The organism is Streptomyces sp. NRRL F-5727 (assembly GCF_000719555.1).
Taxonomy (GTDB): domain Bacteria; phylum Actinomycetota; class Actinomycetes; order Streptomycetales; family Streptomycetaceae; genus Streptomyces.
This window is the reverse complement of the sequence record NZ_JOGX01000029.1, coordinates 99,680-115,452: the sequence shown is the minus strand read 5'-3', so window position 1 is coordinate 115,452 and position 15,773 is coordinate 99,680. Positions and strand designations below refer to the sequence as shown.

Genomic DNA, 15,773 nt, shown 5'->3' with positions numbered 1-15,773 from the left:
CGGGGTCACTTCAAGGCTCACCTGCACACGTGTGATGGCGAACATGTCGACCTGATGTGTGACCGGAATCGGACACCTTCTAAGGTGTGATCATGACTCAGTACCGCAAGGGCCTCGTCCTCGACTTCGGCGGTGTGCTGACGACTCCTCTGCTCCCCGCCGCCCTCGCCTTCGAGAAGCGCGAGGGACTGGCCGAGGGGACGCTGCTCACCGGTCTCTACCTGGACCCCGAGGGAGTCCGGCTCACCGAGGAGCTGGAGCGCGGCACACGCACGCAGACCGAGTGGAACGAGGCGGCCGGCCGGCTCCTCGGCATCCCGCCGGACAACCTGATGGGCCGGATCTTCGCCGGCCTGCGGCCCGAGCCCGCCCTGATCTCCGCGGCGGCGGCCGCGCGCAGGGCCGGGGTGAAGGTCGGCATCCTCTCCAACTCCGTCGGCCTGGCCCCGTGGAACCTGTACGACGGGTACGAGCTGGAGCGGCGCTACGACGCCGTGGTGGTGTCGGAGCTCCACGGGACACGCAAGCCCGAACCCGGGATGTACCGGCTGGTGCTGGAGGAACTCGGCCTGCGGGCCGAGGAGTGCGTGTTCGTCGACGACACCGAGCAGTACCTGCCGCCCGCGGCGGACCTGGGGTTCGCCACCGTCCACGCGGTGGACCCGGCCCGGACGGTCACCGCCCTGGAGGCCCTGCTCGGCATCCCGCTGACCGGCGAGGACCCGCGCCGGGGCACGGCCTGAAGGAGAGACACATGAGACTGGGACTGGCCCTGCCGACCTTCGGACCCGACGCCGGCCCGGAAGGCATCCTGCGCGTCTCCCGCACCGCCGAGGACATGGGATACGACTCGCTGTGGACCGGGGACCGGGTCCTCGCCCCGCTGGTGCCCGGAGCGCCCTACCCGAGCGCCGACGGCCTGATGCCGCGCGCCTACGAGAACCACCTGGACCCCCTGGTCGCCCTGACGTTCGCCGCGTCCCACACGACCCGGGTCCACCTGGGCACGAGCACGCTGAACGGACTGTGGCAGCCGCCGATCATGCTGGCCCGTTCGCTGACCACCCTGGAACTGCTCGGCCGGGGACGACTGGTGGTGGGGCTCGGCCTGGGCTGGATGCCCGAGGAGTACACGGCCGTCTCCGTGCCCTGGAAGGGCCGGGGCGCACGGCTCGACGAGACGCTGGAGATCCTGGAGAAGTACTGGGCGAACGACGTCTTCTCCCACGAGGGGCCGCTGTTCACGATCCCGGAGACCGTGGTGGGCCTCAAGCCGAGCCGGCGGCCCGGCCCGCCCGTGCTGCTCGCCGCGTTCACGCCCAGCGGTCTGCGGCGGATCGGGCGCCGGTTCGACGGCTGGCTGCCCGTGGCGCTGCCGCTCCCGCAGCTCCTCGGCATGTGGGACGTCATCCTGAAGGAGGCCGTCGAGGCGGGGCGCGATTCCTCCGCCCTGCGGATGGCGCTGCGCGTCAACCCGGAGCTGACCGACACGAAGACCGGCGCGGGCAGCATGCCGTGGGCGGGCACGCTTGGCCAGTACGTCGACTACGCGCGGACCGCCGCCGAGGCGGGGGTGCACGAGCTCTTCGTGGACTTCGGGCAGACGCCCGTCACCCTGGAGGAGCGGATCGACCTCGCCGGCCGCTTCCTCGAAGGCGTCCGCCGCGGCTGACGGCCCGGGCGCCGGGCCCTGACGGCAGGGTGCCGGAAGACGGAGATCCCCCTGGGGACACACGGACCGTGTGTCCCCAGGGGGATCTCCCGCTTCAGGGGGCCCCGAGGCCGCGCAGCAGGGTGTCGACCACGACGTCCGCCGCCCGGGCGGCGGACAGCTCCGGGAGCTGTCGCGCCACCACGTGCATGAGCTGGGGCAGCAGGGCGCTCGCCCAGCCCTCCGGGAGTCCGGAGCGCAGCAGGCCCTCGTCCGCGGCGCGGTCGAGGAAGACGTCGACCTCGTGCGCCAGGGCGTCTCGGCGGGCCCGCACGGCGTCGTCGGCGAGCATGTGGGTCAGGTCCACGGGCCAGGTGCGGTTGACCCCGATGATGTTCTCCACGTACCGGTGCAGGGCGACGGCGACGGGGGCCTCGCGCAGCCGGGCGTCCTCGATGGCCTCCTCGATGGCGGCGAGACGCGCCGCGTAGACGGCGGCGAGGAGGTCCTCGCGGGAGGCGAAGCGCCGGTAGACGGTGCGCCGGTCCACACCCGCCTCGGCGGCGATGCTCGCGATGCTCACCCCGGGGTCGGTTGCGAGCATGCGTGCCCCGGTGGTCAGTACGGCTTCGAGATTGCGTGCTGCGTCGGCTCTCACCCCACCGATCTTACCCCCGAGGTGTGACCTCTCACGCGCTTAGAACCTCTCTGGTGAAGAGGTTTCATTTATAAGTGCTACATTGAAGTGACAGATAGGGAAGGTAGCGGCAGAGTCGTGAGGCACCGGCGTGTTGTGCGGCCGGTGCGGCGCCCCTGCCGCCCCCGACGAGGAAGGCGTGTCGATGCCCAAGACACCGTCCGCATCACCGCAGAAGAGCCGGGTCGCCGCCGCGATGAGCGCGCTGGTCCTCGCGGTCCTGCTCGCATCTCTGGATCAGACGATCGTCTCCACCGCGTTGCCCCGGATCGCCGAGGACCTCGACGGCTTCGACGACATCGCATGGGTCAGCGCCGCGTACCTCCTCGCGTCCACGGCCGTGACGCCGCTGTGGGGCAAGCTCGGCGACATGTTCGGCCGCAAGCCCCTCTACCTCGCCTCGACGACGGTCTTCCTGATCGCCTCGGTGGCCTGCGGGCTGGCGCGGAACCTCCCCGAACTGATCGGCGCGCGGGTGCTCCAGGGCGTGGGCGGCGGCGGCATGATCGTGCTGACCTTCGCCCTGGTCGGCGACATCGTCGCCCCGAGCGAACGCGGCCGGTACCAGGGCATGTTCGGCTCGGTCTACGGCGTCGCCAGCATCGTCGGCCCGCTGCTGGGCGGGGTGTTCACCGACCAGCTCTCCTGGCGCTGGGCCTTCCTGATCAACCTGCCCGTCGGCGCCGTCGCCCTGGCCGTCGCCGCCCGCGCGCTGCCCGCCGGCGCCCGGGGCGCCAAGGCCCGGATCGACTACGCCGGCGCCACCCTCCTGGCGGCCATCGCCACCGGCCTGGTCCTGGTCACGTCCTTCGGCGAGCGCTGGGGCTGGGGCTCGCCCGCCATCCTCGGCCTGATCGTCGCGACGGTCGCCCTGGCCGCCCTGCTCGTGCCCGTCGAGCGCCGCGTCGCGGCCCCCGTCCTGCCGCCGGCCATGCTCGGCTCGCGGACCGTGGTCTTCTCCTCGCTCGTCGGGTTCTTCGCCAACGCCGCGATGTTCGCCGTCCTGATCTACCTGCCGACCTACCTCCAGATCGTCCACGGCGTCTCGGCGACCCTGTCCGGCGTCCACATGCTGCCGCTGGTCGCCGGCCTGGTCGTCAGCCAGTCACTGGCCGGACGCCGGGCCGCCCACGCCGAACGGCTCCGGACGATCCTGCTCGTCGGACTGGCCGCCAACCTCGCCGGACTGCTCCTGCTCGGCACCCTCGGAAGCGGCCCCGGCACGCTGGTGCTGAGCCTCTACTCCCTGATCACCGGCGTCGGCATCGGCATGGTCCCCATGGTCGTGCTGACCACCGTCCAGAACAGCGTCCCCGCCGCCGACCTGGGGGCCGCGAGCGCGGTGGTGACCTTCGCCCGCTCCATCGGCGCCGCGTTCGGGGTCGCCGTCTTCGGCACCCTGCTCAACACCGGCTTCGCCGACCGTGCCGACGCCCTGCCGACGGCCGGCGGCTTCGACCCCGCCCGCCCCGACACCATCGGCCTCCTGCCCGCCGCCCCGCGGGACGCCGCCTTGGACGCCTTCGCCCACGCGACGGCCACCGGCTACCTATGGATCGCCCCGACCCTCGCCGTCGGCATCCTCCTCGTCCTCCTCCTGAAGCCCTCGGGCGAGAAGGGCGGCCCCACAAGGCCCACCAGCCCCACCGGCACCACCCCCCACCTCACCGGCTCCCGCACCGAGGAATCCGTCCCCGCCGCCTGAGACGGGCGCGTTCTCCGACAGCCGCCTGAGCTGCGCCAGCCACAGGGCGTGCAGGCGGCGCGCCCACAGGGGAGCCGACGCGGCGCCCGGGCCGCGTACGACGCCTTCGACCGCGAACCGCAGGTGCCCAACGCGGTACCGAGCCGTGGCCTGCCGTTCGTGGTCTTCGGGTTCGCGGTGGGCGCCCCCGAGCAGACCGCGTCACTGCGGGCCGAACTGGCCCGGGTCGTCGACGGGCTGGCGTCAGCCGAGTCCGGGGTGCCCTCCCACCTGTACGAGCCGCGCCCACGTGCGACCAGGCCCGGGGCCGGCGGACCGAGACCCGCGGCTTTGTCCGAGAACTGATCCACTGACTGTTCGTCACCGTCCCGTTTCTGGTAGTTGTTTCAGCGGGGTACGGGCACATGCCCGTGGCGGTGTCCCCCGGCACCGCAGGGAGGACGCACATGAGCACCACCACTCGGGACGAGATCCTCGCCGGCGAGCAGCGGGCGGTGGACCACGCGTACGACTGCTACACCGTGAAACTGGCCGAACTGAACGGCACTTCGGCCGCCACCGCCTCGGCGAGCGGCAAGGACGGGATCGCCAACCGGGCCGAGGCCGAGGCTCGCGCGAAGGCATACGGAGGGCTCGGCGACGAAGCCCTGGTCTTCGCCCGCGTCGACGCGCCGGAGGACCCGGGCGGGGAGGCCCGGCCGTGGTACATCGGGCGCCGCAGTGTGCATGACGCCTCACACGAGCTGGTGGTGCTGCCGTGGACCAGCCCCCTGGCGAAGAAGTGGATCGAGACCCGGCCCGAACAGCCGGGAGAGGTGGTCCTGCGCCGGCAGCTCCGCTGCGTGCAGCGGATCGTCGAGAGCTACTTCGACGAGATCTCCCTGCCGGCGCCCGCTCCCGTACCCGCCGTCGTACCCGAGCCCGCCGCCGTACCGGAGCCCCGTCAGGCCGCCAACGACGGCGCGGCGGAGGAGCCGGACACGTCCCCCGCGCCGGGGCATGCGCCGGCATCCACCCCCGGCGACGTCGTACGGCGGCAGCGTCGGAAGGCGCTCCAGCCGGACGACTTCCTGCTGCGGGAGCTCCAGCGGTCGCGCGGCGGCCGGATGCGGGACATCGTCGAGACCATCCGCCGTGACCAGATGGAACTGGTCACCGGTTCGCCCTCGGACATCCTCGTCGTGCAGGGCGGCCCTGGTACCGGCAAGTCGGCGGTCGGTCTCCACCGGGTGACCTGGCTGGTCAACAACGAGCACTTCAAGGCCCAGGACATCCTCGTCATCGGCCCCCACCAGCGGTTCCTCGACTACGTGGGGCAGGTCCTCCCCACCCTCGGCACCCGGGACGTCAACGCCGTCCAGCTGGACCGGTTATGGGAAGGCGAGACCCTCGGCACCGACTCCTCGAAGGCGCGCCTCGTGAAGTCGGACGAACGCATGGCGACCGTCCTGCGACGCCGCGTCGAGAGCGACTACCGCCCCGAGGCTCTCGACGCCCTCACCGTCGATCCCTCGTTCGAGGGCGACGAGCCCGCGATCGTCGTCACCGCCGGCAGCACGACCCTCCGCGTGCCGAAGTCCGAGGTCCTCGCCCTCCTCGACCGCGCCCACACCGGCGACGGGCCCTTCCGGGAGCGACGCGACCGCTTCCGGGGCCTCTTCGTCGACCGGCTCCTCCAGGAACTCGCCGACATCGCGCCCCGCCGCGGGCAGGCCGGCACGATCCGCCGCGACCTGGAGCGCAACCGCCGGGTCGAGCGACTCGTCGAACGCGTCTGGCCGTCCCCCGGCCCCCGGGAGGCCCTGCGCAGCCTCTACGACTCGGCCGACCTCCTGCGCGACTGCGCCGACGGCATCCTCGACGACGACGAGCAGACGGCCCTGCTGCGGGCCCGCGCCGCCAGCGCCGACGCCGATCCGTGGACCCTCGACGACCACGTCTGCCTCGAAGAGCTCGGCGTGCTGATCAGCGGGGACACCCCACCGCGATACGGCCACATCGTCGTCGACGAGGCCCAGGACCTCACCCCCATGCAAGCACGCTCCCTGCGGCGGCGCTGCGCCGCGGGCGGCTCCATGACCGTCCTGGGCGACCTCGCGCAGGCGACGGGCGCCCACGTCCCGACGAGCTGGGACCTGCTCGGCGCACTCCTCTCCGACCACGGAGACTGGAGCGTCGCGCAGCTCACCACCAGCTACCGCGTCCCCGCCGAGATCATGGAGTTCGTCGCCCCGCTCGCCCGCGCGATCGCCCCGGCCCTGCCCTATCCACGGGCTGTCCGTGAGGCGGGAGCCGACGCCGTACGGACCGTGGCGACCGAACCCTGGAAGCTGCTCGACGACACCGTCGCCCACGTGGCACGACTCGTGCGCACCAGCGACGGCAGCACCCCCCGCTCCGTCGCCGTCATCGTCCCCGACGACTCGGACTGGCTGGACGCCATCAGCCACCGCATCCACGAGGGCGGCGACATCGCCGAGCGCGACCGCCAGGCCGTGTCCGTACTGGCCGCCACCCAGGCCAAGGGAATGGAGTACGACCACGTCCTGGTCGTCGAGCCCGCGACGATCGCCGACCGCGGTCCGGCCGGGCTGCGCCAGTTGTACGTGGCGCTCACCCGCAGCACCCAGAGCCTCACCGTCCTGCACACCGCCGCGCTGCCGGAGGCGCTCACGGGTTCCGGGGACGCCCTGGCGCCGACGGTGCCCGATACCCGGCCGGAGGGCGACGGGGCCGTAGGGCTGCCCCGGATCGGCACCGACGTCCGGGTCGAGGTCGTGGACCGGGCTCCGGGCGGGCGCTACAAGGTCAAGCCGTTGTCACCGGAGATCGACCGACCGCTCGTCCTCACCGTCCGCCACGGATCGGTGCCCCCGCGGCGGGGCGAGAAGCTGGACTGCTGGGTGTTCGTCAACGAGACGACCCAGACGGTGCTCACCGCCGACCAGCGTGGCCGGTCTCCCGTCTCGGAGCGGATGGCAGGGCGCTACCTCGCGGCACTGGACGTACTCGGAGAACTGACCGAAAGCGGCGGCGACGTCTCCGAGGCCCGCGTCCGTCTCTCCGAGCTTCAGGGCATGGCCAACCGTGTCCTCCGAAGGGACCAGGCCGACTGGGTCGACGTGCTTCACCTGTTGGGCGATCCGGACCGAGAGCGACTCGGAGCCCTTCGCGACCTCGCCGCGACCACCAACCGCGCCCTCAAGGAGGGCACTTTCGACGCGGGCCGGCTTGCGGAGGGGCTGGACGCTTCCGGCTGGGCGAGGCCCCTCGCCGAAGCGCGGCGAGAGCTTCAGCAGCGCTTCGGCGCGGCGGCGAAGCCGGACTCCGACGGCGCGGTCCCCGTCCCCCCGACGCAACCCGACCAGAAGGAACAGGCGCAGATGACCACCGCGGACACCACCGCCGCAACACCGGCCGCGACCACGAAGGACGGCTTCCTCCGCGCGCTGGAGGCGGCTGCCGGGGCCGACCGTACGTGCAAGAAGCACGAGGCGGTCCGCCACGCGCTCAAGGCGGCACTTCTCTGGGCGGACCTCCAGCCGGCCGACTCCCCGGTCGTCGACGTCAGCTGCGTCACCGAGCACGGTCTCTTCCTCTACGAGGCCCTGGGCGCGGGCTGCTCCACCTATGCGGACCTGCGATCGGGCGCTACCCGCCTGCTCGAGATCAACCACACGCTGCCCGTGCCGGCCGACGGTCTCTACCTCGTCCTCTCCGAACCGCCCGCCGAGGACTGGTCTATGGACATCCTTCGCGATGTCTTCCGCGTCCATGTCATCTGGCACAGCCCGGCCGGCTGGGGCGGCGAGAACGCGGACGTCGTCCTCGGAACCTCTGGGTGAGCTCAGGGGTGAAGGCTGTGCGCCCGCGTTAGCTTTCGGGGCGCTCGGGTCGCCCGGGGCGCGGGGCCGGTCTGGCCCCGCGCCCCCGTGAGGGTGTCAGCGGACGGTGGTGCGGGCGGCTCGTTCGATGATGTCGGCGACGAGGTGGGGGTGGGAGACGGCGACGGAGTGGGAGGCCGCGACCTCGGTGGTGTGGGCGTGGGCGCGTTCGGCCATGAAGCGCTGGGCCGCGGCGGGGATGTTGAGGTCGCGGGTGGTGACGATGGCCCAGGAGGGCTTCGTCTTCCAGGCGGCCGACGTGGCCTTCTCCTCAAGGGCGGCCTGGGCGATGGGCCGCTGCGTAACGGCCATCAGGGCGGCCTGCTTCGCGGGGACGTCGGCGGCGAACTGCCGGCGGAACTCGTCCTGCTGGATGTACAGGTCGGTGGCGGTGGAGCCGTCGCCCTGCTGGTAGGTGACGGGGTCGAGGGCGTCGGGGAGGGTGGAGCCGGGGAACTTGTTGGTGAGTTCCAGCGCGCTCTCGCCGGGGGCGGGCAGGAAGGCGGCGACGTAGACGAGGGCCTTGACGTCGGGGTCGTCCGTGGCGGCCTGGCTGATGACGTTGCCGCCGTAGGAGTGGCCGACGAGGATCTTGGGGCCCTCGACGTGGTCGAGGACCGTGCGCAGGGCGGCGGCGTCGGCCGAGGGGCCGCGCAGGGGGTTCGCTGCGGCGACGACCGGGTAGCCGTCGGCGCGCAGTTCGGCGATGACGCCGTTCCAGCTGGAGCCGTCGGCGAAGGCGCCGTGCTCCAGGACGATGGTCGGCTTGGGCTTGGTGTGCCGGCCGGCGTCCACGGTCTCGGGCGTGGTGTCGGCGGCCACGCCGTTGGCGGTGCCGCTGAGGGCGAACGCGCCGAGCGCGAGCCCCGCCGTGAGCGTCGAGACCACGCCCGTCACCAGTCGCTTGCGTCCACTCTTGTTGCTGACCACGGCATTTCTCCTTCAGGTGTTTCGACAACGGGTACGGAGCGGCTTCGCCGACCCCTCGTCACCGTTCTGGCTGGTGACGAATCTGACAGGCGAGTCCGTCACCTGTCAAGCAGGTGACGGATTGAGGTGTGGGGAAAACAGGTGTGCGGCGTCGGGACTACGACCCCGGGCCATGGGTTCCAGGGTGGGGTGGCCGCCGACGTGGTGCTCAGGGCGGCGGCCGCCGAGGTGTGCTCAGGGCGGCCGCCGAGGCATGCCCCTGGTGTCGGGTGGGTGTGCTCAACGCGTGGCCGCGCACGCGGCCTCGTCCTTCGCCCATGGGTCCCGCACGAGGATGTCGGCCAGTGCCCGGGCGCAGCCGGACAGCAGCCGCTCGCCCTTCTCGGGGCTCGCCACCCGGGCGTCCCCCGCGACACCGGACGCGGTGACGCGGTCGAAGGTGACGGCCATGAACACCGGCTCGGTGGACTCGGCCGGCAGGACGATCCGCGGCCCGTGCGCCTCGGGCAGGTGCTCGGTGCGGATCAGCTCGGGGAAGACGGCCATCATCATGGACGTCTCGCCCTCGCAGGCGTGCATGAGGCCGTCCTGCGCCTCCAGGGTGTCCCTGACCGCCTCGCGGCCGGCGCCGAAGTAGCTGGCGAAGGCGATCGGCGTTCCCAGCTCCACGGTCAGCTCCGTGGTGAGCGCGTTCAGCGCGGTCATGTTCCCGCCGTGCCCGTTGACGATCAGGATCCGGGAGAACCCCGCCCGCGTGACGGACCGGCAGATGTCCCGCAGCAGGGCGTGCAGCGTGGCAAGGCCGAGAGTGAGGGTCCCGCCGAACGGCATGTGGTGCTCGGACAGCCCGATCGGGACCGAGGGGGTGACCACCACACCCGTGTGCTCGGACGCCAGCGCCGCCGCCCTCGCGCACACCTCCGAGGCCAGGAAGTCGTCCACACCGGTCGGCAGGTGCGGGCCGTGCTGCTCCGTGGCCCCGATCGGCAGCAACACCACCGCGTCCCGCGCCGCGAGGTCGCGTAACTCCGCGGCGGTCAGACGGTTCCACTGGACTTCGCTCATCTGGACTCCTCCTGGAGGTGCCGGCGCCGGACACGGGGCGCCGGGTCGGTGTCGGGTGCGGGGATCAGAGGCGGTCGGCGTCGACGACCGCCTGCGCGAAGGCGGTGGGCGCCTCCTGCGGCAGGTTGTGGCCGATGTCCGCGAGGGTGCGGTGCGCGTAGGGGCCGGTGAAGTGGTTGCGGTAGCCGGCGCCGTCGCCGGGCGCCGTGAAGGGGTCCAGGGCCGCGTCGAGGGTGACGGTGGGGACCTGGATCGAGGGCTGGGCGGCCAGCGCGCGCTCGTAGCGGTCGTAGCGGGCCTCCCCGTCGACCAGCCCGATGCGCCAGCGGTAGTTGAAGAGCACGATCGCCGCGTAGTCGGGGTTGGTGAACGCCGCTGCCGTGCGCTGGTACGTGGCGTCGTCGAAGTTCCAGTTGGGGGAGACCAGGGTCCACACGTAGCGGCACAGCGCCAGACGGTCCTCGACGCTCTCCATGGCCTTCTTGCCACGGTCGGTGGCGAAGTACCACTGGTACCACCAGTTGTGCTCGACGGCCGCGGCCGCCGGCTCCAGCTGGGCCTTCCGGTTGGTGATCAGGTATCCGCTGGTGGAGACCAGCGCCTTGACGCGCTCGGGCCAGAGGGCGGCGATGATGTCGGCGGTGCGCGAGCCCCAGTCGAAGCCGGCCAGGACCGCCTTGTCGATCTTCAGGGCGTCCATCAGGGCGATGATGTCGAGCGCGATGGCCGACTGCTCCGCCGTACGAGGGGTGCGGCCGGACAGGAAGCGCGTGCTGCCGTGACCGCGCAGATAGGGGACGATGACGCGGTAGCCGAGGCCGGCGAGGAGCGGGGCGACGTCGACGAAGCTGTGGATGTCGTACGGCCAGCCGTGCAGGCAGAGGACGACCGGGCCGTGGGCGGGGCCCGCCTCGGCGTAGCCGATGTCGAGGACGCCCGCCTTGACGTGCTTGAGCTTGCCGAAGCCGGTGTGGGTGCCGGGCGCGATGTGCGGCACCGTCGGCACCGGCGCGCCGACCGGTCGGTGTGCGGTGGCGGCCGCCGCCGCGCCGGTCTGCAGCCCGGTCAGCGAGACCGCCGCCGCGCCGGTGCCCAGGCCGACGGCCTTGTTGAAACTGCGCCTGTTGATCATGTGAAGCCCTCCGTCGCGTGTTTACGGTGGCCGGCCGCGTCCGGAACCCGCCGTGCACACCTGCGGTACGAGAGGGCCGCGGCGCTTCGGCGCGGTGACACTCGCTCGTACGTAGTCCCCTGACGAACAGGTGCTGGGCTGATGTGCCGCGCAGGTCCCGGATGCGGACCGGCGCCGGCCCGGGTCTGCCCGACACCGTGCCGACGCCGGGCCGACGCCCACATTCTGGATCGCGGCGAATGCGGACACATCAGTCAGATGACGGTTCGGCGTCAGGGGGCCGCGAGAGGTCCGCACCCCTCGGTGACTTGGGTCATTCGACTGATCCGCCGGTCTCCTGATCCGTCGATGCTTGAAGGTCGGCACAGCTTCGAGGGGTGCGCGCGGCATCGACTCCCAACCCTGAAGGGCAACCAGTGTGCGGAGGACACGACGAGATAATGCGCTCCATCGTGAAGCTAGTGCCGCTAAGTGCTACATTGAAGTGTCAGTTAGATAGAGGTTCGCACAACCGCAGCAGAGATGAGGGAAAGCGCATGATCACCTACGACCGGCTCTTCATCGGTGGTTCCTGGGCCCGGCCGAGTAGCCCGGAGCTCCTCGACATCACGTCGCCGCACGACCAGTCGGTGGTCGGCCGTGCCGCGCAGGCGCGGCCCGCGGACATCGACCGCGCGGTCGCCGCGGCCCGCGACTCCTTCGACCGGGGCGCGTGGCGGCTCACCCCGCCCGCCGAACGCATCGCGCTCCTGCGCCGGTTCAACGCGCTGCGGGAGGAGAACGCGGAGAAGATCGCGGACCTGATCTCGCTGGAGAACGGCTCAGCGGGGTGGTTCACCCGGGCCGGCCAGCCCGGCCTGTCCCGGCAGGCCAACGCCTACCTCAAGGCCGCGGAGGAGTTCGCCTGGGAGGAGACCCTGGTGCCGTCCGACCCGTCGGCGACGGTGCGCAGCGTGGTCCGCCGCGAGGCGGTCGGTGTCGTGGCGGCGGTGATCCCGTGGAACTCGCCCTTCTCCTCCGCCACCTCGAAGATCATCCCCGCCCTCGTCGCCGGAAACTCCGTGGTCCTGAAGGTCTCTCCCGAGAACTCGCTGAGCATGGGCTTCCTGGCCGAGCTCCTGGAGCAGACCGGTCTCCCCGAGGGCGTCGTCAGCGTTCTGCCCGCGGACCGCGAGACCAGCGAGTACCTGGTGTCCCACCGGGACGTCGACAAGATCGCCTTCACCGGGTCGACGCGCGCCGGCCGCCGCATCGCCGCCATCGCGGGCGAGCAGCTCAAGCGGGTCAGCCTGGAACTGGGCGGCAAGTCCGCCGCGATCATCCTGCCCGACGCGGACATCGCGAAGGCCGTCGCGGGCGTCCGGTTCGGCTCGCTGCTCAACAACGGCGAGTCCTGCATCGCCCAGACCCGCATCCTCGCCCCGCGCAGCCGGTACGAGGAGGTCGTGGCCGGACTGAAGGACCTGGTCGAGTCGCTCAAGGTCGGCGACCCGTCCGACCCCGACACCTTCATCGGGCCGATGATCCGCCCCGACCAGCAGGAGCGGGTGCGCGACTACATCCGGCTCGGCATCGAGGAGGGCGCCCGCCTGGTCACCGGCGGCCCGCAGGTTCCCGAGGGGCTGGAGAAGGGCAACTACGTGACGCCCACCGTCTTCGCCGACGTCGACAACTCCATGCGGATCGCCCAGGAGGAGATCTTCGGCCCGGTCCTGGTCGTCATCCCCTACGACGACGAGGACGACGCCGTCCGCATCGCCAACGACTCCGAGTACGGCCTCTCCGGCGGCGTCTGGTCCGCCGACGAGGAGCACGCCCTCGCCGTCGCCCGCCGCGTGCGCACCGGCACCATCACGGTCAACGGCGCCCCCGTCGGCTTCGACGGCCCGTTCGGCGGCTTCAAGGCGAGCGGCGTCGGCCGGGAGTTCGGCGCGGTCGGTCTCGGCACCTACACCGAGTACAAGACCATCACCGTCTGACGGCGAGGGCGGGGCGAGCGCTCCCGCGCGGGGTCCGCCCCGCCGGCCCGCGCCTGGCCGAGTCCCTGCCCGCGGGTATCCGCTTCACGCCCGTGAAGGCGCCCCGCCGTGCTCCGTCCTGGCGAGGGTGCCCGTGATGAGGGTGGTCAGCATCTCCCGCAGGGTGGTGGCGAAGTCCATGCGGAGGGCGGCGAGCGAGGGGTCGGCCTCGTAGGCGGCGAGCATGGCGGCGGACGGCCGGGCACGGGTCCACACCGCGCCGCTGACCATGATGGCCTCGGCGCAGAACCGGTCGGCGTGGTCGCCGAGTTCGGGGAGGCGCCGGCGGGCGAGCGCGGCCAGAGCGGCGACGTTGTCGAGGGCCGCCTTCTTGTAGCGTGCGGCCACGCCCGCGGAGACGTTGTGTTCCAGGACGCCCGCCCGGGCGCTGAGCAGGTCGCACAGGACGCGGTGCTGTTCGAGCGAGTGTGCCAGGACGGCGGCGAACTCCTGACGGCGCTGGAAGGGCGGGGCGCCGGGGGTGACCGAGGCGGCGAGCCGCATCAACGCGGTCGCCACCGCCGCGATCAGGACCGGCATCCTCAACTCCGCCATCGAGGCCGGCGCCTGGGACGAGGCGGGCATCGCCTCCCTCCAGCCGGTGAACCGCATGGGCCGACCCACCGAAGACGCCGAGGCCATCACCTGGCTCGCCTCGCCGGCGGCGTCCTTCGTGACCGGAACCATCCTCAACGTCGACGGCGGCTACAAGGCCCAGGAGAAGGTACCCGGGGCCCGCCCGCCCCTCTCACGCTCACATGTATTCCTCTGGGGAGAGGGGTGGACTCCGCACACCTGACATGGGTCGACGAAGATGACATGTTTGAACACGTTGTATGGTTGCCGCAGCGCGGGCCCCGGCAGGCGCGGGCCCGAATCGTCCCCGTACCGGGCCCTCAACCATCCCTTCGTGAAGACAGGGCGCAGACATGACACTGACCACCACGCCGTTCGGCATGCGGGCCACCGCCGCCGAGGTACTCCGGGGAGTCGACCTCCGCGGCCGACGGATGATCGTCACCGGCGGGTCCTCCGGCCTCGGCGTCGAGACGGTGCGCGCGCTCGCCGGAGCGGGGGCCGAGGTGACCATCGCCACCCGCAACCCCGCCGCGGCCGACGCGCTGCTCAAGGAACTCCCGGGAACACGCGCGGTCGCCCTCGACCTCGCCGACCTTGCCTCCGTCCGGGCCTTCTGCGAAGGCTGGAGCGGGCCGCTCGACGCCCTCGTCGCCAACGCCGGGGTCATGATGCTCCCCACGCGGCAGGTCTCCGCCGAAGGGTGGGAGGCGCAACTCGCCACCAACTACCTCGGCCACTTCGCGCTGGCCGCCGGCCTGCGCGACCCGCTCCGGCAGGCGGAGCGGCCGCGCGTCGTCGCGGTCAGCTCCGGTGCCCAGCTGAGGGCGGGATTCGACTTCGACGACCCGCAGTTCGAGCGCCGCCCCTACGACCCCTTCCTCGCCTACGCGCAGTCGAAGACCGCCCTGGTGCTGTTCGCCGTGGGGATCGGCCGCCGCTGGGCGGAGGACGGCATCGAGGCCAACTCCTGCGCACCCGGATGGATACACACCAACCTGACCCGCCACCTCGACACGGCGACGATGCAGGCGCTCGGAGCCATGGACGCGGACGGCGCGCTCCTCACCCCGGATTACTACAAGACGCCCGCCCAGGGCGCCGCCACCACCGTGCTGCTGGCCGCCTCCCCGCTTCTCGACGGGGTGAGCGGGAGGTACTTCGAGGACAACCAGGAGGCAGAGGTCGTCGACGGCGGCCCCGACCCGATGGCGGGCGTCGCCCGGTGGTCCGTCGACCCGGCCGCCGCGGACCGGCTGTGGGACCTCTCGCTTTCCGTGGCGCGCTGACGCGCGTCGACCACGGGGCACCGCCGCGCACCACCGAACGACAGGACAAGGACGACGATGAACGACACCGCACAGACCCCCGAGTTCCTCCTCGTGCACGGAGCCTGGCACCGCTCGTGGTGCTGGAGTGAGCTCCAGGACGCCCTCTCGGCACGCGGCTGGACCAGCCACACCGTCGACCTGCCGAGCGTCGTCGACGAAGGGGCCGGGGGGCGTCTGCCCGGTCTCCTCGACGACGCGAAGGTGATCCGCGAGAAGATCGCCGCCATCGGGAGCCCCGTCGTGGTCGTCGGCCACTCCTACGGCGGCGCGCCGGTCACCCAGGCCATCGCGGGGGCATCCGGAATCGCCCACGTCGTCTACGTGGCCGCCTTCACCCTGGACGAGGGCGAGAGCCTGATGACCTGCTTCGGAGGCGAGCAGCCGGACCCCGCGACCGTGGAGGGCGTCATCCCCGTACGGGAGAACCCGGCGGAGACCCTCTACAACGACGTGCCCGAGGACAAGCGGGACGCGGCCCTCGCGCGGCTGCTGCCGCAGTCCGCCCTCTCGTTCGCCGAGCCGGTGAACCAGGCCGGCTGGAAGACCCTCCCCACCAGCTACGTGCTGTGCCACGACGACCAGAGCCTGCCTCCGTCGTACCAGGAGCCGTTCGCCGAGCGAACCGGCACCACGTACCACCTGACCAGCGGTCACACGCCGATGCTCTCCGTGCCCGAGGAACTGGCCGGACTGCTGGACCGGATCGCGCGGCAGTGAGGAACGGGGCGGGGGACGGACCGCGGAGCGGACCCGCACGCGGACCGGGCTCGCACGCGGACCGCAG

The 15,773-nt window shown here is 72.0% G+C and carries 13 protein-coding genes; 8 read left to right on the top strand and 5 right to left on the bottom strand.

The window, feature by feature from the left end:
• Window positions 1-92: 92 nt before the first annotated feature.
• Both IF73_RS0120680 and IF73_RS0120675 read left to right on the top strand, forming a co-directional pair.
• Window positions 93-743, top strand: a complete 651-nt coding sequence (locus tag IF73_RS0120680; RefSeq protein ID WP_031010192.1) for an HAD-IA family hydrolase — start codon at window positions 93-95, stop codon at window positions 741-743.
• An 11-nt stretch (window positions 744-754) separates the two neighbouring features.
• Window positions 755-1,672, top strand: coding sequence for a TIGR03619 family F420-dependent LLM class oxidoreductase (locus IF73_RS0120675; RefSeq protein WP_031010190.1), 918 nt, complete (start codon window positions 755-757; stop codon window positions 1,670-1,672).
• A 94-nt stretch (window positions 1,673-1,766) separates the two neighbouring features.
• On the opposite strand, the gene IF73_RS0120670 is transcribed toward IF73_RS0120675, so the two are convergent.
• The gene (locus tag IF73_RS0120670) at window positions 1,767-2,255 is read right to left on the bottom strand and encodes a TetR/AcrR family transcriptional regulator (protein WP_031010189.1); all 489 of its coding nucleotides are present in this window, start codon (window positions 2,253-2,255) and stop codon (window positions 1,767-1,769) included.
• A 238-nt stretch (window positions 2,256-2,493) separates the two neighbouring features.
• On the opposite strand from IF73_RS0120670, the gene IF73_RS0120665 reads away from it, so the two are divergent.
• Entirely contained in the window at window positions 2,494-4,053 is a 1,560-nt protein-coding gene (locus tag IF73_RS0120665; RefSeq protein ID WP_078868168.1) for an MDR family MFS transporter, read from the top strand.
• Window positions 4,054-4,499: 446 nt separating this feature from the next.
• A complete protein-coding gene (locus IF73_RS0120655) occupies window positions 4,500-7,898 on the top strand; it encodes a HelD family protein (RefSeq protein WP_031010182.1) in 3,399 nt (1,132 codons plus the stop codon).
• Between the two features lie 96 nt (window positions 7,899-7,994).
• On the opposite strand, the gene IF73_RS0120650 is transcribed toward IF73_RS0120655, so the two are convergent.
• From IF73_RS0120650 to IF73_RS0120640, 3 genes are all read right to left on the bottom strand, one after another.
• Window positions 7,995-8,867, bottom strand: a complete 873-nt coding sequence (locus tag IF73_RS0120650; RefSeq protein WP_031010180.1) for an alpha/beta fold hydrolase — start codon at window positions 8,865-8,867, stop codon at window positions 7,995-7,997.
• 279 nt (window positions 8,868-9,146) lie between these two features.
• Entirely contained in the window at window positions 9,147-9,932 is a 786-nt protein-coding gene (locus tag IF73_RS0120645) for a creatininase family protein (RefSeq protein ID WP_031010178.1), read from the bottom strand.
• A gap of 64 nt (window positions 9,933-9,996) precedes the next feature.
• On the bottom strand, window positions 9,997-11,064 hold the full coding sequence (locus IF73_RS0120640) for an alpha/beta fold hydrolase (protein WP_031010176.1): 1,068 nt from the start codon (window positions 11,062-11,064) through the stop codon (window positions 9,997-9,999).
• Between the two features lie 536 nt (window positions 11,065-11,600).
• On the opposite strand from IF73_RS0120640, the gene IF73_RS0120635 reads away from it, so the two are divergent.
• On the top strand, window positions 11,601-13,043 hold the full coding sequence (locus tag IF73_RS0120635) for an aldehyde dehydrogenase (protein WP_031010175.1): 1,443 nt from the start codon (window positions 11,601-11,603) through the stop codon (window positions 13,041-13,043).
• 84 nt (window positions 13,044-13,127) lie between these two features.
• Here IF73_RS0120635 and IF73_RS37845 read toward each other — a convergent pair whose 3' ends face one another.
• Window positions 13,128-13,601, bottom strand: coding sequence for a hypothetical protein (locus IF73_RS37845; RefSeq protein WP_234338296.1), 474 nt, complete (start codon window positions 13,599-13,601; stop codon window positions 13,128-13,130).
• Between IF73_RS37845 and IF73_RS37840 the strand changes: the two genes are divergently transcribed.
• From IF73_RS37840 to IF73_RS0120620, 3 genes are all read left to right on the top strand, one after another.
• Window positions 13,564-13,881: an SDR family oxidoreductase gene (locus tag IF73_RS37840; protein ID WP_063833457.1), complete on the top strand. Its 318-nt coding sequence runs from the start codon at window positions 13,564-13,566 to the stop codon at window positions 13,879-13,881. The genes IF73_RS37845 and IF73_RS37840 overlap by 38 nt on opposite strands.
• Window positions 13,882-14,011: 130 nt before the next feature.
• Window positions 14,012-14,947, top strand: a complete 936-nt coding sequence (locus IF73_RS0120625; RefSeq protein WP_031010169.1) for an SDR family NAD(P)-dependent oxidoreductase — start codon at window positions 14,012-14,014, stop codon at window positions 14,945-14,947.
• 57 nt (window positions 14,948-15,004) lie between these two features.
• Entirely contained in the window at window positions 15,005-15,706 is a 702-nt protein-coding gene (locus IF73_RS0120620; protein WP_031010166.1) for an alpha/beta hydrolase, read from the top strand.
• Window positions 15,707-15,773: the final 67 nt, after the last annotated feature.